The organism is Quyinboa sediminis, from assembly GCF_042219855.1.
Lineage (GTDB): Bacteria > Bacteroidota > Bacteroidia > Bacteroidales > UBA5342 > JBHJHP01.
Genome location: NZ_JBHJHP010000001.1, coordinates 707,792 through 724,529, shown reverse-complemented (window position 1 = coordinate 724,529; position 16,738 = coordinate 707,792). Strand labels below are relative to the sequence as shown.

The window sequence follows — 16,738 nt, the reverse complement described above, 5'->3', positions numbered from 1 at the left end:
TACAGCAAAAAAAGGAGATCAATTGTTTGGTCTCCTTTTTTTATTGTCGTTTTGTAAAGCAGAAAAATGCTTTTTTTGTACCTTGTAGTTTAAATTTCCGGCGTATGAATGAATTGACTCCCTGGTTAAACGATGTGTTAATCCACCTGGTGATGATCACTGTATTTTCCCTGATTATCGGACTTTCGCAGAAACACCTGCGTGATAACGATAAAGATGAGTATGTATTCGGTACAGACCGGACCTTTACGTTTATAGGGATAATGGGTTTTGTGTTGTTTATTCTGGATAAGGAGAACAAACTGTTTTTTATGACAGGAGCCGTTATACTTTCCTTTTTTCTGGGAATACATTATTATCATAAATGGGGTAAACATGATAAACCTGGTCTCACATCGGTAATGGTAGCACTACTCACCTATCTTCAGGCAGCGGTATTGATTACACAACCTGTTTATGTTTATCTGACATATATTGTTATCATCCTCATATTTTCTGAATTAAAGGAAAAACTCAGCTCTGTATCACAGAAATTTGACAAGACGGAATTTATCACAGTGGCTAAGTTTATCCTGATTGCCGGTATCATTCTGCCGCTTTTGCCGGATAAACCGATCGTGTCTTACCTCACCATCACTCCCTATAAAATCTGGTTGGCTGTGGTAGTCATTTCGTCCATATCGTATGTCAGCTATTTACTGCGTAAGTTTGTTTTTAAAAATGCAGGGTTGTTACTGGTTGGTATTCTGGGTGGCTTATATTCAAGCACAGCCACAACAGTTGTCCTGTCCAGAAAAAGCAAAACCATGCCTGAGCAATCCAGCGAAATTACAGCTGGCATACTTCTGGCCCAGGCTATGATGTATGTCCGTATTGTGATACTGGTGTATATTTTTAACACCCGGCTGGCAAATCTGATGGTGCCTTACCTGGTCATTCTGGCCGTTATTGCAGCGGCCTCCGGAATCTTACTCTATTATTTTAAAGGGACGCACAGACAAAAAGATGTTCCCGAAGTGAAAGAGAATAAAAACCCGCTGGAGTTCAATGTGGCTCTTCTTTTTACCGGCCTGTACATCCTTTTTACTTTTGTGAACCATTTTGCGATTAAAACCTGGGGTACAGACGGACTTCATATTCTTGCACTAATCGTAGGTGTGGCTGATATTGATCCATTCCTTTTAAATATGTTTCAGGGGAAATATGATATTGCACTGACAGCTATTGCTTCTTCATCGTTACTGGCTATCGTAAGCAACAATTTTCTTAAAATGTTTTATGCCATCAGTTTTTTTGCTAAAAAACAAACCCGGTGGCTCATCACCGGATTCCTGGTTATTATAGCAGTTAACATATTATTTGTGATCATTATATAAAAAAAGAGAAGCCGTATAAACTTCTCTTTTGGAAACACATTGATTAATCGGGGAATTAATCTGCATCTGATATTTTATCACTATTCCTTATCGGCAGATATTTTTTTTCGTTTAATTTCGATCTTCTCCACGCCATTTTTCTCTTTTTTACTGTAGTCCAGGATTTCATATCCGGGATCGTTTATTACGGCCTCCAGTGGATCAGAATTCTTTTCGATGAACCTGAATTTCGGCACCGGAGGTGGCGGAGGTGGTGGAACTTTGAAATTAAAATCATGATCAAAACCATTAGAAAGTACAATTGTCTTTACCACAGAAGTATCCCCTTCCCCGTCCACAATTGTTTCAATTTTCATTTCCTTTCCGGGTAAGTTTCCTGTTGAGTTGATACGGATGATCTTTTCCTGCTCCTTTCCCTTGCCCTTTTTGATCACAAATACATTGACGTTGCTGTCCGTAGTGAAAGAATAATCCATATCACCGTCAACATCTTTCCAGATTACAGTGTCCATGATGACTTTGCCATCCTTCACAACAACCTGCACATTCTTCTCCACTTTTTTAGTTTTATCCTGGGCGGAGATAGCGAATATTACACCGAACGTTACGACCAGGCTGTTAAATAATAAATTTCGTTTCATTTGATCCATATTTTGTAATTTGATATACCAAAATTAGGGCAACGCGCTCTTTAAGATGGTTAATGACCGGTTAATTCGGGTTAATGGTTGGTTAACGTTTTTAAGGATATGGTTTAAATTTCTAATTTTGAGATATGAAACGCAGCACACTTATCATTCTTATTGTTATCATGTCGCTGGCATTGCCGGGAATTATTATCATTCAGATTATCTGGATCAATAATGCTGTAAAATTGCGTAAAGAGGAATACAGAACCAAGGTTATCAATGCATTAACAAGCAGTTCAGAGCGCATAGAGAATAAGTCGTATATGAATTACTTTGTTAAAAACGAAATTCCGGTACCACCGCCTCCCCCGCCTCCTACGCAGGAAATAGAGGTTAAACTTCCCCGAAATATTACCATCCCGCAACTCGATACAGCTGAGTTGAAAAAGTTTAAAATGAATATTGTTACTTCAGGTCATGCAAAAGGTAAGCAGTTTACATTTAAAAATAATAATGTGGTTATAAGCACCGGGCACGACAGCAGCAGTAACCGGGATTATACCGTAAAGATTGTCAATTCTGATACGACCATCGTTTTTACCGGTAGTGATGATAACAGGGATGTCATAATTCAACGCATACAGGATAAAGAAAAAAGAATTCACTGGATTGGCGAGAAACTTCAGACTGAAGTAACGATCCTTGAAAAAGAGTTACCGCTTGATTTTGATGCCATTAAAGAAGTTGTGGATGATGAACTTAAAAACAGCCATATCGATTTGCCATACAACCTGGCGGTGATAGATTCAGGTAAAATAACCGAGAGCGATAAAGCTGTTACGGACACACTGGATTTCAGGGAAAACAGTTACCAGGCCATGCTATTTCCCAACGATATTATAATAAAGGACCTTTTTGTTGCTATAAAATTTGAAGGAGAGAACCGTTATTTCCTTAAATCTGTAAACTGGCTGATGTTTGCCTCTCTCCTCTTCACTATCCTTATTCTCACTGCGTTTATACTGAGTATCTATTCTATATTACTTCAAAAAAAGATATCGGAGGTAAAAACTGATTTCATTAATAATATGACCCATGAATTTAAAACTCCAATAGCAACGATTGCTGTTGCCGCTGATACTCTGGTCAATAAGAAGGTTTTAGGAAATCCTGAAGCTGTTGCGGAATATGCCGGACTGATTAAACAGGAAAACAAACGTATGAATGGTCATGTAGAAAAGATTCTGAGTGTGGCCAGAATGGAACGAAAGGAAGTTGAATTCAGGTTCAAACCTGTGGATCTGCATGAAGTACTGGAAGATATCTGTACTAAATTTGCACTGAAACTGGAGGGTAGAAACGGAAGTATTGAATGCAGTTTAAAGGCAGCCAATCCTGTTGTACTGGCCGATTATGAGCATATTTACAATAGCATCACCAATCTGGTTGATAATGCTGAGAAATATACGCCCCATCAGCCTGAAATCAGAATAGCCACATCAGGATCTGCTAACGGGGTATATATTTCGGTTACCGATAACGGCATTGGTCTGAGTAAACAGATGCAGCACAGGATTTTCGAGACGTTTTACCGTATCCCAACCGGCAATGTACATAACGTTAAGGGATTCGGTATCGGATTAAGTTACGTTAAAGCGGTTTGCGAAGCTCATAAAGGAACGGTAAGCGTAGAAAGCGAACCGGGGAAAGGAAGTACATTCAGGATGTTTTTACCTTATGCAAAGTAATTATGACTGCTTTAAAACACATCTGTTTTGTCGAAGATGATCTCCCGTTCGGAAACGTGCTAAAAACATTTCTGGAGCTGAATAATTATCAGGTGGAATGGTATTCCGATGGAAACAGTGCCATGTCCGGATTTAAACCCGGTTGTTTTGATATTGCCATTATTGATGTGATGTTGCCTCATGTGGATGGATTTACCCTGGCAAAACACATCCGTGATAAGGAACCGGATTTGCCCTTTGTGTTCCTTACAGCCAGATCCATGAAAGAAGATATATTAAAAGGCTATAAATCTGGTGCGGACGATTATATCACCAAACCTTTTGATACTGAAGTATTGCTTTACAAAATCGATGCGGTTCTGAAACGGAACAAAATGCCGGTCCAGCCGGAAAATAGTGAGTATCAGATCGGGCAATACCGCTTTAATGTGCAGTTACGCAACTTATTCATTCAGGATGAGATTATCCGGATCTCACCACGGGAAGCAGAGCTGCTGGAGCTGCTCATTTCTAGGAAGAACGAGTTGATAACACGGGCTGAAGTGCTCAATAAACTTTGGGGTGAGGATGATTATTTTAATGGCAGAAGCATGGATGTGTTCATCACGAAGCTCCGAAAGCGACTTCAGAAGGATCCGGCGATAAAAATTGATTCCATTCCCAGGAGTGGTTATATCCTGTTGGTGGGTAAAGAATAAAAATTAGCCGATATATAAAAAAAGCCGTAACAAATCTGCTACGGCTTTCTTTTATGTTTTACTTTTCGTAAAGCTAACACGCTGTTTTATAAGTTCTCTTGAATCTTCTCCACCGTTGATTTAAATTCTTCCGGTGTGAATTTGAGTTTTGGACGGCTAAAATTGATGTCATCAGCAGAGTTGATGGGGATCAGATGAATATGCGCATGTGGAACATCAAGCCCAAGGACAACGATGCCAACTCTGTTGCAGGGAATTGCCGCATTTATACCTTTGGATACTTTCTTGGCAAATACCATCATCTCTGACAACAACGCATCTTCAAGATCAAAGATATAGTCAATTTCTTTTTTAGGAATTACCAATGTATGCCCTTCTACAAGAGGATTAATGTCCAGAAAAGCATAAAACTTTTCATCTTCTGCAATTTTATAAGATGGAATTTCACCGGCAACGATTTTTGAAAAAATGGAAGACATAATACCTTAGATTGAAATTTCCAGAATTTCGAACGGAACAATACCTGTCGGTACCTTAACATCGGTAACATCACCCACTTTTTTACCCAGCAGGCCCTGTGCTATTGGCGTGCTGATGGATAGTTTACCGCTTTTGAGATCAGCCTCTGATTCTGAAACCAGGGTATAGGTCATCACAGCTCCCGTTTTAACGTTTTTGATCTTGACCTTGTTCATGAGCTGAACCGTATCGGTGTTAATCATGGATTCATCAATAATCCGGGCATTGACAATGGTATCCTGCAATTTGGCAATACGCATCTCCAGTAATCCCTGAGCTTCTTTTGCAGCATCATACTCTGCATTTTCTGAGAGATCACCCTTATCACGTGCTTCAGCAATCTGATGTGAAATTGATGGTCTTTCAACACTTTCAAGATAATCAAGCTCTTTCTTTAGCTTTTCAAGACCTTCCTTTGAAATATACGAAATTGCCATATCAGTTTCCTCCAATAGTTTTCAATAGTGACATAAAAAAATAAGAACCCTGATACCTTATCAGGATCCTCAAGTACAGGCACAAAAATAATAAGATTTTTCCGAATTTAAAATACTGTACGTTCACAATATTTAGAATGTATCAAAACAATTACATTCAATTAACGTATTTTGCTTTTAATATTTCAGAATAGATAATTGCTTTCTTAATTTCCTCTGGATCCGATAAATCAACATCAATGTTTGATCCCTGCTGTTGTATTTCCCCGGCTTTTATGGGGTCCATATCTTTGATCTTATCGGAAATCTCTGTGTGCGTTATTTTTCGGGAAACGGTTTCATCGTGGATTCTCATCCCTTCGCCGGGCAATGTTGATTTAGTACCGGATGACTTTGATGAAGGAACAGGTTGTGGTTTAATCTCTTTATGGGCGTAAGGTTCATAATCCTCATCGTCCTGATTGCCATAAGTACTTTCCCTGACCATCTCATCATCATCTGACGGGAAAAGGGTATCAAAGATATCTCTCGTTTGCGAAGCAGGCCTGGGACCGTTTACCGGCTTTTTTTTCTTTTTGGCAAAAGCACCGATAACGCCGAATACGACGAGTAATATCAAATAGATAAAATCGCCTATGTTGTTATCAGAATCCATGATTTTTGCTTTAACTTTACATCAAAAGTAAAATATATTCTTCGATGTTCAAAATATGGATCACATCATTTACAGCTGTTTTGCTGTTTTTAAGCAGTTGTAAGGACAAAATAAACTCTAATATACCAACGGTCAACTTTAATGTGACGATTAATCTTACACGACCTGAATATGCCGCATTACTGGGAGACGGACAATCTATAACCCTGCCTACATTTGATAATTACGGGAGAAGAGCCGGTTATGCCGGTTTAGTTATAATTAAGAGTTCATTTGCCAGCTCCGGTTTTTACGCATTTGACAGATGCTGCACATATAATCCCAATGAGGCACACCAGGTAAACGCCGACGGTGCGTTGGCCGTTTGCCCTGTAGACAGTTCTGTTTACGTATTGATTGACGGTTCCGGGATTCCTTCCACAGGTCCGGCAACGCTTCCTCTCCGTCGCTATAATGTCAGTGTTTCCGGAAATGAGCTTTCTGTATATCAGTATGCAAATTAGGGTTTGGTTAAGAAGAAATAGTAAGTGGCAGGTTATAAACTTTGGATAATGATGAACTCTGTTGCTTTAAGCTTGTTTGCACCTTCAGCCACAATGGGTACGGTAAGGCACAAAAAAAAGGCTTTCCGAATCCGAAAAGCCTTATAAATTCATCATATGTTTTTATCCGTAAGACACGTTCTCATCCAGGTCAAAACTCTTTTCATATTGTGTCATTGCACGCAGGCTCATACCCATGCTTGAAAATCCACCATCATGATAAAGATTCTGCATGGTCACTTTTTTAGTCAGGTCACTGAACATAACCACGCAATAGTTGGCACATTCTTCTGCTGTTGCATTTCCAAGTGGTGACATGCGTTCGGAGAAGTCCAGTAATTTATCAATACCTTTAACTCCCTGTCCTGCTGTTGTTATGGTCGGCGACTGAGAGATGGTATTGATCCGGACATTATTTTCGCGGCCGTATATATAACCGAAGCTGCGAGCAATACTTTCCAGCAACGATTTAGCATCGGCCATGTCGTTATAACCATACAGGGTTCTCTGTGCTGCTACATAAGATAATGCTACAATTGATCCCCAGGTATTTATTGCTTTTTTCTTTTTAGCAACCTGTATCATTTTATGAAATGAGATTGCAGATACATCAAGGGTCTGCGACAGATAGGCATAGTTAAGGTCATCGTAAGGTCTCTTTTTACGCACGTTGGGAGACATCCCGATGGAGTGTAAAACAAAATCAATTTTACCACCTAAAACTTCCATGGAGCGGTCGAATACCAGTTCAAGATCTTCCACTTCTGTTGCATTGGCGGGAATAACTTCTGTGTTCAGCTTTTTAGCGAGTTCGTTAACCTCACCCATTCGTACTGCCATGGGTGTGTTGGTCAGTGTTACCGTTGCCCCTTCTTCAACTGCTTGTTCAGCAACTTTCCACGCTATCGACATATCATTCAACGCACCGAAAATAATTCCTCTTTTTCCTTTAAGTAAATTATAAGCCATATTAAAGTTTTAAAGATTACGGGCACAAAAGTAGTCACTTTGATAAAAAGTGAACTGTTTGTGCAGTATAATTTATCACACTATAAACACGGCTTACATTAAAAAAGTTCTAAAACGAATTAAATAACAGGTTTTTACACGAAATAAGTAGGGTTTTATTCTTTTTACCGGGTTTACTAATAAATGAAAACTTTTCTCCTGTTTTGAAATAAAGCGTTAAAATTTGGCATTCCTGTGAAGGATCATGCAACGAAAACTGTATATTTAAAATCTTTAACAGAAAAACATATGAGAAGGATAATTATTTCATTGGCGATCGTTTTAGTCGGTTTAACATCGTGTTTGAAGGAGGGTGATAATTACACAACATTTAATTTTATAGACAGTCCGGGAGCAGTATACGATTTTCCAAAAGGAGATTCATCCCAATACCTTATACAAAGTCTGAACTACAATATTTTTCTTAAACCGGATGTCTTTCCGGACAGCCTGAAAAAAGATGGTTTACAGATTATTTTCACAGGTACCACTTATGATGAATTTGAGGATTTTGAATATACTGACACAACTTCAGATGAGATTAAATCTGTCAGGATAAAAGTTTTACACCTGCAAACAGCTGAACGCTCACAACAAAACATGAAAGTTAAGTACGGCACTTCGTTTGGCGAGTGTTTAGGTTATTGTTCTTCAACAATGACCCTTACCCGTGGTCAGCTCGATTTTTTGTATGAAAGTCTTAATACCGATACACTGCCGGATATTGATTGTTCCATGCGTATTCCTGCTGACAGCACAAATAAGGTTCTTGATTATGTCAGTAAACCACTGTTCTATTACATGGAATCAGTGTATGGTTGTCCTGATTGTGCTGATGGTGGTACTGAGTGGATAAGCATTGAGGATAATTATTTTTATAAAAAGATTAAGTTCGAATATATGAATGAGCCGGAACAGTTAACCGGACTGGTTAATATCCTGCGGCGTTTTGCTTCATATTCTGAATGTAATCCGGCACTACAATAAATAAAGATTCAAAAGCGCGGTTTTTACTGCGCTTTTTTATTTTCGGGTATCAGAACTTTGATGCATTGGGGAAGAATTTCCACGTTTACCTTTTCCTGTTGTCCAATAATTTCCCCATCTATTTGCAGAACACGCTTATTTTTATTGGATATGGTTGCTTTCTTAAAGGAGTATATTTCCACATAATCCAACTGGTCCAGTTCGTGGGTGAAAAACGGAATAATCATCTGTAAAAGATGCACTAATTTATAGGGCCGGATTAAAATAACTTCAAACCAACCATCATCCAGTTTTCCCTTTGGATTTATTACGGCCCCGGTTCCGTATTTTGATGCATTGGCTATGGCAACCATATAGGCTTTTCTGTTTATTTTTTTATCACCGGATTCGATTAAAAAGTGATGAGGTTTTGCTCTGAACAGTTCCAGGAAGAAGTGCCGTGCATAACCCGCAAGCCCCCTGACATTATCTTTTTCAAAGCGATTTACAACTTCAGCATTAACACCGATATCGCTGAGATGAAGCGATATATGGTTATTGATTTTCAAAACATCAATCGTTTTAATCTGGTTTCCTGTCACAATATCCAGACTTTCATCCAGGTCAACCGGCAGTTCCAGTTCCTTTGCCAGTCCGTTGGCTGAACCAAGCGGAATAATTCCCAGCTGAATATCTGAGTGTAGCAATACACGGGCTGTCAGATTACAGGTTCCATCCCCGCCTACTGAAACTACTTTATCAGGATTACAGGTTTTAAGTCTCTCTTTCAACCGTTCTTCATCGTCTTTACCTGTGGTATAAAAAAGGTCACATTTTATGTTTTTTGCTACGGAAAGTCGTTCAATTCTCTCTTCCAGTTCTGCCTTGTCCGTATCACCCGATACCGGATTGATGACAAAAAGTATGGTTGAATGATCCGTGTCATTATTCTTTGGCATAAGCTCTGCATTTATTATTAATATGTATAAAACTCGTGCCAGATTAAATGCTTAGGATCGTTAAGAAATTTCACAGTTTAAAAAAACACACCAGAAACAGTTTCAGGAGTATCTGGCTGGTGATTAAATATATCTTTGGATGGCCGGGGATACCTAAATTAGTTACTTTCAGAGGTTACGGAAATCAGTTCGAAGCTACTGTTACAGGTTATGTAACCGAAGATAACGGACTTTTAAAACCGGACGAAACCCATACCGTTTTAGACAACATTTTATCCATGATTAAACGTTACACCAGTGACGAAGTTCCGGGTGCTGAGGTGATTGTTAAAAGCAGGCAGAAATCATATAATACAATCACATCAGATAATGGAATTTATAAACTGAATATTCCACTGAACACAACAACATCTTCGGAAAACAGAACAAGATGGGAGCAATTTGACATTGTTTTAAGTTCATCATTATCAGATATTAAAAACGATTTAAAAGCATCATGCGAGGTGCTTTTCCCAGGCAGGGACAGTGATTACGGAATTATCTCTGATGTGGATGATACGATCATCGTCAGCCATTCAACACACATTTTGCGGAAATTACGTTTGATGTTGCTGCAAAATTCACGTACCAGAACACCGTTACCCGGCGCTGCAGCTTTTTACAGGGCTTTGCACAAAGGTGTCAATGGGGATAATCAAAATCCGGTATTTTATGTCTCAAGCAGTGAATGGAACCTGTATGATCTGCTGGACGACTTTTGCACATATCATGATTTTCCTAAAGGTGTTTTTCTGCTAAAGGAATTGAAATCAGGCCTTTTGAAGTTGCGTAAAAAAGAAAAACAGGAACATCAACATAAGTATAAAAAAATTACAACCATTCTTGAAACATATCCTGACCTGCCCTTTGTTCTCATTGGGGACAGTGGTCAAAAAGATCCTGAGATCTATGCCCGGATTGCAACAGAATATACCCATAGAATTAAAGCTGTTTATATAAGGCTGATCAGGAAGAAGGATCGTGACGAAAAGAGGCTTGAAAAACGAATGGGGAAATTAGATATTCCGGTTCTGTTTATAACTGATACCCAGGATGCAGCACAACATGCGGCTAAGCTCGGCCTGATCCCGGAGAAATCAAAGGAATTAAACGAGCTGCAACAGATGGAAACTTTAATCTGACGTTGTTTTTACGGATTACAATCCTGCGCCACATAAATCAGGTTTTGAATATTGAATCCTTTGCTCTTGGCATATTCAACATATTCGAGCATTTCGCGGTCATCCATATCCGGATTTCTGCTTAACAACCACAAATATTTGCCTGAAGGTGTGCCTACCAGTACATGTTTATACTCAGGGTCCAGCTTTAAAACCCAGTATTTACCATAAAAAGGCCACTGAAAGGATACCTTCAGCTTACCCGGCTCAGCTTTATCAGGTACCAGCGCCTTGCCGGTTGATTGTTTTACCTTATCCGGTTCGTCCGTCTTATGACCTTTGTTCACAACCTTTATACTTCCATCATCATTAATACTGTAATTCGCAGTGGTACATTTTAAGCCTTTTTCAAATGAATTCGGTAATCGTGCAATTTCATACCAGGTACCTGTGTACTTTTTCAGATCCAGTTGATTTACTGTTTCCAGTTGCAGTTTTTGTGTTTTACACCCGAATAACATGATTATGATAATTAATGTCAGATATCTCATACTGTTTAGTTTGATTGTCAGTTAATCTAAAAACAAACTAATACGGGATGAGTTTATTATTTACTTGTTTTTATATCGTTAAGCCTGATTTGACACAGTAAATCATATGGAGAATCCGAATGAATGTTATAATGCATTTTAAAAAATCCGGCAGCCTCAGGCCAGACACTTTTCATCTCAAAACATTGCAAATGCGTCTCATTCAGGTACTTCACAATGAAAAAAGCATTAAACAAATCAAAAAAGCGCTTTGTAAATGTTTGAATATTGGCCGTATTTTGTTTAAGATCCATCATTTTTTTCTCTGAATCAATCGCTGATAAAAAGGACCGTAGTGGTTCGGGAACCGAATACATCAACTGCTGCAGCTGTTCTATACGTGCTCTAAACAGCTTCTCTTTTAAACTGAAAAACACCTGAAGTGAATGGAAGGCCTCATGGGAATATGTCAGCATCTCACCGGTTTCAAGGTATTGTCTGATCCTGGGGCCCGTACCAAATGGTACCCTGTCAGAAATTCTGGACGAAGGCATAACTTTGGTCGTTGTGATGGTTCTGTTTGTAATATGCGGGAGTACCTTATGCAGAAAATAAAAGTCCTCCCCTCCCTGTCTCCGGTTCATTCCACCATGTTTTGCATATTCCATCGCCCGAATATAGAAAGCAGATCCTATGGTGTAGTAGTAGTAAGGAAAACCGATTTGTCTGAGTGCATTATGATAATAACGCAAATGGAGTTCATAAAGCAGTATGGCCATGTTTTCAGGCGCTGTGGAATCGGTAACCGGATGTTCAAAATGAATGGTTCCACCCCTTATTTCTGAATTACTGTAAACCGTGAAGAGTTCCTGAAGATAGTTGGATTCAACCAGGGTATCGGCATCCAGTGAAACAATGAGGCCGTTTTCATTGCCTGAGCCATTGAACAGTGACACAGCCAAATCCATTCCCAGTTTTCTTGCGTATCCGGCACCGGTATGTTTCTTGCGGATTCCTTCAACAATCCAAGGTCTGAAATTGAGGTTGGCCTCCGGGGTAAAGGGAAATTCAGACAGGATCATATTGTATGTATTCCTGTTTTGAAGTATAATGTTTTCCTGTGATAACTCCCCTGAATTAATCAGAACAATAACTTCAATATGGGTTTTCGGGGTTTCGCAGTTTTTTAGCGATAGTAATGTATTTTTAATATCCGGTTCATTGTAACACGGTATAACGATGACAATGGATACGTTTTTTTGCCATTCGGTTAACAGCTGTCCCGGAATTTGATGTTTGCTAAGATACTGTTCGTATATGTGCATAAAAAAAGGGCTTTGCAGCCCTTAAAAATAATATTTTATCTGTTTTAATTTTTCTTTTTATACCTTTTATTTAAAGCATCCAGCACTTCACCGGTAATGTTCAGACCGTCTTTGGCATGCAAAATTGTTCCACCGACTGTGGTGCTTAGAATCAGATCATAATCCTTATCAAGATTCATTTCTTTAAGGTACAGCGTAATGGAGTCCAGCAATTGCGCGCTTATTTCCTGTTGTTTTGTCATAAGCTCATTGGATAACTTGGCATTTAAATCCTTGAGCTCCTGTTCGCGGTTGATGAGACGCTGTTGCTCTCTTTCCGCTCTGTCACGTGACAGAAAACCATTGTTTTCAAGTTTACGCTGAAAATCCTGCATTTCACGTTCGAAGGCGCGTGCTTCCTGGTTCAGGTTGGTTCTGGCATCTTCCTGTTTTTTAAGAAGCTCTTCATTTAAATCACGTGATAACTGATAGTTTAACAGTAATGTGTCTGTGTTAATATAAGCAATGGTTAAATTCGTGCCATCTGTCCTGACATTAGTACTGTCCGTTTTACCTGCAGGTGCTGAACATTGCTTTGAAACATTGCACTGCATTACAAATAAAATAATGACAGCTATAAAAAGAATTGCAATTGAGATAGGAATTAATTTCTTCATTATTTACGTTTTAATTGACCAGATACAAAAATAATTTTTTGCATCACGCAATTAATCAGATGGCAGGAAAATAGTGGCTTATTAACAAACATTAACAACTCACGGAATCATCTACTTCCTGTTGAAGTTTAGCAAAATCGAAACGACCGTTTGATCTGCGTTCCAGCTTATCGTTTGTTGTGGCACAGTAAATACCTCTTTTAGACATTTCCTTGTTTCCACCGATATGATAATTCGGAAACTTTCCTTTCTTTTTAAACAGCACATTTATTCCGAGCAGTATAAATGCCACGGCAACCAAACCTATTGAAACTAATACTATCTGTAACATGTTAAAGTCCTCTCTTTATAATTCACAAACATAACAGCAATTATCCTGCCTTAGTTCTGTTTTGGGATAAATTTAACCTTATTTTATCATATTTGTCAGATCGCGAATGACTACGGAGGCCACAAAACAACCGAAAACAGCCGGCATATATGAAATGGTTCCGACGGTTGAGTTTTTGTTTTGTTCCTCACTACTTCCGATAATGGCATGCTCTGCAGCTTCTTCAGTTGAGAAAACCACGGTGATTCCTTTACGTATGCCCATTTTGCCCAGACGTTTTCTGACCGTTCTTGCCAGTCTGCAAACCGATGATTTCGAAATGTCAGAAACCTGAATTTTTGTCGGGTCCGTTTTACCACCGGCACCCATGGATGAAACCACCTTATAACCTTTCTGTAATGCGTGATACAACAGATAAACCTTCGGACTCAGGGTGTCTATGGCATCTACAATATAGTCGTAATGGTCTGCATCCAAAAGTTTAATGGTTTCCTCATCTCTTAGAAAGACATTACGGACATCGAGTTTGAGATCCGGATTAATGTCCATAAGGCGCTTTGCAAGAATGTCAGATTTGGATTGGCCAATCGTAGAGTTTAATGCTATGAGTTGACGGTTCAGATTACTTGGATTAACCACATCTCCATCCACGATTGTCATTTTACCAACACCTGCCCGGCAGACTGATTCTGCAGCATATGCCCCAACACCGCCTAATCCAACCACAAGAACATGAGCGTTTTTAAGCATATCAAGCTTTTCGCTGCCCAGTAAAAGTTCCGTTCGGGATGTCCAGTCGAGATGACTCATTTTTGATCTACTCTTTTTTAGAAGCGCGTTTGCGGTCGTGTTCGTTTAACAGAATTTTACGCAAACGGATGGATTTTGGTGTCACTTCCACATATTCATCATCCTTAATGTATTCCAGTGCTTCTTCAAGACTGAATACTATCGGAGGTGCCAGTTTAACCTTATCGTCTGAACCGGAGGCACGCATGTTGGTCAGTTTTTTACTTTTGGTAATGTTAACCACCACATCGCCTTCCTTGGTATGCTCACCAACTACCTGTCCCATGTAAACTTCAGTCTGAGGAGCAACAAAGAATTTACCTCTGTCCTGTAATTTATCCAGGGCATAAGCGATAGCTGTCCCGGTTTCCATGGCTATCAATGAACCGGCCAAACGTTTGTCAATCGGACCTTTCCATGGTTGATATTCAATGAACCGGTGCGTCATAACGGCTTCTCCGGTTGTGGCAGTCAGTATCTGGTTTCTCAATCCAATGATGCCTCGCGACGGAATATTAAATTCAAGATGCAGGCGGTCTCCCTTGCGTTCCATAACCAGCATCTCTCCTTTTTTTCGCGTAACCAGCTCAATGACCTTTCCTGAAAATTCCTCAGGAACATCCACGGTCAGCTCTTCAACCGGTTCGTTCTTTTCACCTGCAATGGTCTTAATAATCACTTTGGGTTGACCAACCTGTAGTTCATAACCTTCGCGTCGCATGGTCTCTATTAAAACCGATAGATGCAATACACCACGGCCATAAACCGTCCAAGAATCTGCCTCGTTTGATGTTTCAACACGAAGTGCCAGGTTCTTGTCCAGTTCCAGAATCAAGCGGTCATGAATATGACGGGAAGTTACATATTTACCTTCCTTACCAAAAAACGGTGAGTTATTGATTGTGAAGGTCATACTCATTGTCGGTTCATCAATTGAAATGGGATCCAGCGGATCCGGATTATCAATATCGGTGATGGTATCGCCAATCTCAAAATTATCTATTCCAACCAGTGCGCATATCTCACCGCAACTTACTTTTCTTACAGGTGTACGCCCCAGACCACTGAAGACATTCAGCTCTTTTATTTTTGTCCTGACGATGGAGCCGTTTCTCTTAGCTAAAGCTACGGTCTGTCCTTCTTCCAGTTCACCACGGAAAACCCTGCCGATAGCGATACGTCCCACATATGCTGAGTAATCAAGAGAAGTAATCTGCATCTGTGGCGTTCCTTTTTTATACTCCGGTTCAGGAATATATTTAATGATAGCGTCCAGCAAAGGCTCAATATTATCTGATGGATTGTTCAAGTCTTCACTCATCCATCCATTTTTAGCTGAACCGTATACCGTCACAAAATCAAGCTGTTCTTCAGATGCATCCAGATTGAACATCAGGTCAAAGACTTCTTCGTGTACCTCATCCGGACGACAATTCTGCTTATCTACTTTATTGATGACTACAATGGGCTTCAATCCAAGTCCGAGAGCCTTCTGTAAAACAAAACGTGTTTGGGGCATCGGGCCCTCAAAGGCATCGACGAGCAAAAGCACGCCATCAGCCATGTTCAGAACACGTTCTACCTCTCCACCAAAATCGGCATGACCAGGTGTATCTATGATGTTTATTTTTACATCCTTATAAAGAATGGAAACGTTTTTGGATAGGATGGTAATGCCCCTCTCCCGCTCCAGATCATTGCTGTCCATGATCAGATCACCCGGTTTTTCGTGATCCTTAAACAATTGTCCGGCCAGTAACATTTTATCTACCAGCGTGGTTTTGCCATGGTCAACATGGGCAATAATAGCAATATTACGTATTGATTTCAAGTGTCTTAAATTAATCAGTGTTTGTCCAAGATTCTATATTTCTGACTCTTCAAAATATTTTTCCTGAACCTGTTTATTTATAGAATGTATGGCAAAACATTTGGTTCATTCTACCCTTCTGAAAAATCGCTGCAAAGGTAATCTTTTTAATGAAAGCAGATTTATTTTGTCATCCTTTTGTTGGAAGGAGGTGTCGCAATGTGAATTGTGACGCAGAATTTTACTGCTGTTGTTGTAGATATAAGAGCCAAGAAACAAGGCACAGGACTTCATAATTCTTCATTCCATTGTTATCCGTAGCATCAGCGAAATATTAATCATTTTTATTTGATTTTAGGCGGCATTTGCTATGCAAATTTCCCACGGGTTAAAAATCCTGATCGAAGCAAGGGGACGGAGGATTTAGTCAAAATAGTATGTTTCTGCCCTTATTTCATGAGTTCCTTCAAACGTGCGGCCGGGTTTCGCTTCTATTTCAACAGGTGTAATGATGGCCGTCCTTGATTGACATACGTTCTATTACCCGGGGTGGCATTCACTTCATTCATTTACCCCGGGCTGAAATAATGATCTCCCTTC

General features: G+C 39.6%; 18 protein-coding genes. 6 read left to right on the top strand and 12 right to left on the bottom strand.

Translation table 11 applies throughout. From position 1 onward, the window contains the following. Positions 1–104: 104 nt before the first annotated feature. Positions 105–1,376, top strand: coding sequence for an MgtC/SapB family protein (locus ACE1EF_RS02995; RefSeq protein ID WP_375719129.1), 1,272 nt, complete (start codon positions 105–107; stop codon positions 1,374–1,376). Between the two features lie 80 nt (positions 1,377–1,456). On the opposite strand, the gene ACE1EF_RS02990 is transcribed toward ACE1EF_RS02995, so the two are convergent. Continuing rightward, positions 1,457–2,017, bottom strand: a complete 561-nt coding sequence (locus ACE1EF_RS02990; RefSeq protein WP_375719128.1) for a hypothetical protein — start codon at positions 2,015–2,017, stop codon at positions 1,457–1,459. A gap of 134 nt (positions 2,018–2,151) precedes the next feature. Here ACE1EF_RS02990 and ACE1EF_RS02985 point away from each other — a divergent pair, with 134 nt between their 5' ends. Together ACE1EF_RS02985 and ACE1EF_RS02980 are read left to right on the top strand one after the other, a co-directional pair. Next, complete coding sequence (locus ACE1EF_RS02985; protein WP_375719127.1) at positions 2,152–3,753, top strand: sensor histidine kinase; 1,602 nt, start codon at positions 2,152–2,154, stop codon at positions 3,751–3,753. Between the two features lie 2 nt (positions 3,754–3,755). Then, the gene (locus tag ACE1EF_RS02980; RefSeq protein ID WP_375719126.1) at positions 3,756–4,451 is read left to right on the top strand and encodes a response regulator transcription factor; all 696 of its coding nucleotides are present in this window, start codon (positions 3,756–3,758) and stop codon (positions 4,449–4,451) included. An 86-nt stretch (positions 4,452–4,537) separates the two neighbouring features. Here the strand turns inward: ACE1EF_RS02980 and ACE1EF_RS02975 are convergent, their stop codons facing one another. From ACE1EF_RS02975 to ACE1EF_RS02965, 3 genes are all read right to left on the bottom strand, one after another. Further along, complete coding sequence (locus tag ACE1EF_RS02975) at positions 4,538–4,930, bottom strand: HIT family protein (protein ID WP_375719125.1); 393 nt, start codon at positions 4,928–4,930, stop codon at positions 4,538–4,540. A 6-nt stretch (positions 4,931–4,936) separates the two neighbouring features. Beyond that, positions 4,937–5,407 (bottom strand): transcription elongation factor GreA, encoded by a 471-nt coding sequence (gene greA, locus ACE1EF_RS02970; RefSeq protein ID WP_375719124.1) that lies wholly within the window; start codon positions 5,405–5,407, stop codon positions 4,937–4,939. A 157-nt stretch (positions 5,408–5,564) separates the two neighbouring features. Beyond that, a complete protein-coding gene (locus ACE1EF_RS02965) occupies positions 5,565–6,062 on the bottom strand; it encodes a hypothetical protein (RefSeq protein WP_375719123.1) in 498 nt (165 codons plus the stop codon). 44 nt (positions 6,063–6,106) lie between these two features. On the opposite strand from ACE1EF_RS02965, the gene ACE1EF_RS02960 reads away from it, so the two are divergent. Then, complete coding sequence (locus ACE1EF_RS02960; RefSeq protein ID WP_375719122.1) at positions 6,107–6,565, top strand: Rieske (2Fe-2S) protein; 459 nt, start codon at positions 6,107–6,109, stop codon at positions 6,563–6,565. A gap of 162 nt (positions 6,566–6,727) precedes the next feature. On the opposite strand, the gene ACE1EF_RS02955 is transcribed toward ACE1EF_RS02960, so the two are convergent. Then, entirely contained in the window at positions 6,728–7,573 is an 846-nt protein-coding gene (locus ACE1EF_RS02955; RefSeq protein ID WP_375719121.1) for an enoyl-ACP reductase FabI, read from the bottom strand. Between the two features lie 288 nt (positions 7,574–7,861). Here ACE1EF_RS02955 and ACE1EF_RS02950 point away from each other — a divergent pair, with 288 nt between their 5' ends. Next, positions 7,862–8,599, top strand: coding sequence for a hypothetical protein (locus ACE1EF_RS02950; RefSeq protein WP_375719120.1), 738 nt, complete (start codon positions 7,862–7,864; stop codon positions 8,597–8,599). A 23-nt stretch (positions 8,600–8,622) separates the two neighbouring features. Here ACE1EF_RS02950 and ACE1EF_RS02945 read toward each other — a convergent pair whose 3' ends face one another. Beyond that, the gene (locus ACE1EF_RS02945) at positions 8,623–9,537 is read right to left on the bottom strand and encodes a diacylglycerol/lipid kinase family protein (RefSeq protein ID WP_375719119.1); all 915 of its coding nucleotides are present in this window, start codon (positions 9,535–9,537) and stop codon (positions 8,623–8,625) included. A 47-nt stretch (positions 9,538–9,584) separates the two neighbouring features. Here ACE1EF_RS02945 and ACE1EF_RS02940 point away from each other — a divergent pair, with 47 nt between their 5' ends. Beyond that, complete coding sequence (locus tag ACE1EF_RS02940) at positions 9,585–10,718, top strand: App1 family protein (protein WP_375719118.1); 1,134 nt, start codon at positions 9,585–9,587, stop codon at positions 10,716–10,718. A gap of 8 nt (positions 10,719–10,726) precedes the next feature. On the opposite strand, the gene ACE1EF_RS02935 is transcribed toward ACE1EF_RS02940, so the two are convergent. From ACE1EF_RS02935 to typA, 6 genes are all read right to left on the bottom strand, one after another. Continuing rightward, the gene (locus ACE1EF_RS02935) at positions 10,727–11,248 is read right to left on the bottom strand and encodes a lipocalin family protein (RefSeq protein WP_375719117.1); all 522 of its coding nucleotides are present in this window, start codon (positions 11,246–11,248) and stop codon (positions 10,727–10,729) included. A gap of 56 nt (positions 11,249–11,304) precedes the next feature. After that, positions 11,305–12,552: a glycosyltransferase family 2 protein gene (locus ACE1EF_RS02930; protein ID WP_375719116.1), complete on the bottom strand. Its 1,248-nt coding sequence runs from the start codon at positions 12,550–12,552 to the stop codon at positions 11,305–11,307. A gap of 44 nt (positions 12,553–12,596) precedes the next feature. Further along, positions 12,597–13,208 (bottom strand): OmpH/Skp family outer membrane protein, encoded by a 612-nt coding sequence (locus tag ACE1EF_RS02925; RefSeq protein ID WP_375719115.1) that lies wholly within the window; start codon positions 13,206–13,208, stop codon positions 12,597–12,599. Positions 13,209–13,299: 91 nt separating this feature from the next. Further along, a complete protein-coding gene (locus ACE1EF_RS02920) occupies positions 13,300–13,539 on the bottom strand; it encodes a hypothetical protein (RefSeq protein ID WP_375719114.1) in 240 nt (79 codons plus the stop codon). Positions 13,540–13,617: 78 nt separating this feature from the next. Continuing rightward, positions 13,618–14,349, bottom strand: a complete 732-nt coding sequence (locus ACE1EF_RS02915) for a tRNA threonylcarbamoyladenosine dehydratase (RefSeq protein WP_375719113.1) — start codon at positions 14,347–14,349, stop codon at positions 13,618–13,620. A gap of 7 nt (positions 14,350–14,356) precedes the next feature. Next, a complete protein-coding gene (gene typA / locus ACE1EF_RS02910) occupies positions 14,357–16,159 on the bottom strand; it encodes a translational GTPase TypA (RefSeq protein ID WP_375719112.1) in 1,803 nt (600 codons plus the stop codon). Positions 16,160–16,738: the final 579 nt, after the last annotated feature.

Excerpts from the sequence above, each read along its gene's own strand:
- ACE1EF_RS02995 (WP_375719129.1), top strand. The coding sequence starts at position 105 with ATGAATGAATTGACTCCCTGGTTAAACGATGTGTTAATCCACCTGGTG.
- ACE1EF_RS02965 (WP_375719123.1), bottom strand. The coding sequence starts at position 6,062 with ATGGATTCTGATAACAACATAGGCGATTTTATCTATTTGATATTACTC.
- ACE1EF_RS02930 (WP_375719116.1), bottom strand. The coding sequence starts at position 12,552 with ATGCACATATACGAACAGTATCTTAGCAAACATCAAATTCCGGGACAG.
- greA (WP_375719124.1), bottom strand. The coding sequence starts at position 5,407 with ATGGCAATTTCGTATATTTCAAAGGAAGGTCTTGAAAAGCTAAAGAAA.
- ACE1EF_RS02915 (WP_375719113.1), bottom strand. The coding sequence starts at position 14,349 with ATGAGTCATCTCGACTGGACATCCCGAACGGAACTTTTACTGGGCAGC.
- ACE1EF_RS02960 (WP_375719122.1), top strand. The coding sequence starts at position 6,107 with ATGTTCAAAATATGGATCACATCATTTACAGCTGTTTTGCTGTTTTTA.
- ACE1EF_RS02955 (WP_375719121.1), bottom strand. The coding sequence starts at position 7,573 with ATGGCTTATAATTTACTTAAAGGAAAAAGAGGAATTATTTTCGGTGCG.
- ACE1EF_RS02990 (WP_375719128.1), bottom strand. The coding sequence starts at position 2,017 with ATGAAACGAAATTTATTATTTAACAGCCTGGTCGTAACGTTCGGTGTA.
- ACE1EF_RS02945 (WP_375719119.1), bottom strand. The coding sequence starts at position 9,537 with ATGCCAAAGAATAATGACACGGATCATTCAACCATACTTTTTGTCATC.
- ACE1EF_RS02920 (WP_375719114.1), bottom strand. The coding sequence starts at position 13,539 with ATGTTACAGATAGTATTAGTTTCAATAGGTTTGGTTGCCGTGGCATTT.
- ACE1EF_RS02985 (WP_375719127.1), top strand. The coding sequence starts at position 2,152 with ATGAAACGCAGCACACTTATCATTCTTATTGTTATCATGTCGCTGGCA.
- ACE1EF_RS02935 (WP_375719117.1), bottom strand. The coding sequence starts at position 11,248 with ATGAGATATCTGACATTAATTATCATAATCATGTTATTCGGGTGTAAA.
- ACE1EF_RS02980 (WP_375719126.1), top strand. The coding sequence starts at position 3,756 with ATGACTGCTTTAAAACACATCTGTTTTGTCGAAGATGATCTCCCGTTC.
- ACE1EF_RS02975 (WP_375719125.1), bottom strand. The coding sequence starts at position 4,930 with ATGTCTTCCATTTTTTCAAAAATCGTTGCCGGTGAAATTCCATCTTAT.
- ACE1EF_RS02925 (WP_375719115.1), bottom strand. The coding sequence starts at position 13,208 with ATGAAGAAATTAATTCCTATCTCAATTGCAATTCTTTTTATAGCTGTC.
- ACE1EF_RS02950 (WP_375719120.1), top strand. The coding sequence starts at position 7,862 with ATGAGAAGGATAATTATTTCATTGGCGATCGTTTTAGTCGGTTTAACA.
- ACE1EF_RS02940 (WP_375719118.1), top strand. The coding sequence starts at position 9,585 with ATGCTTAGGATCGTTAAGAAATTTCACAGTTTAAAAAAACACACCAGA.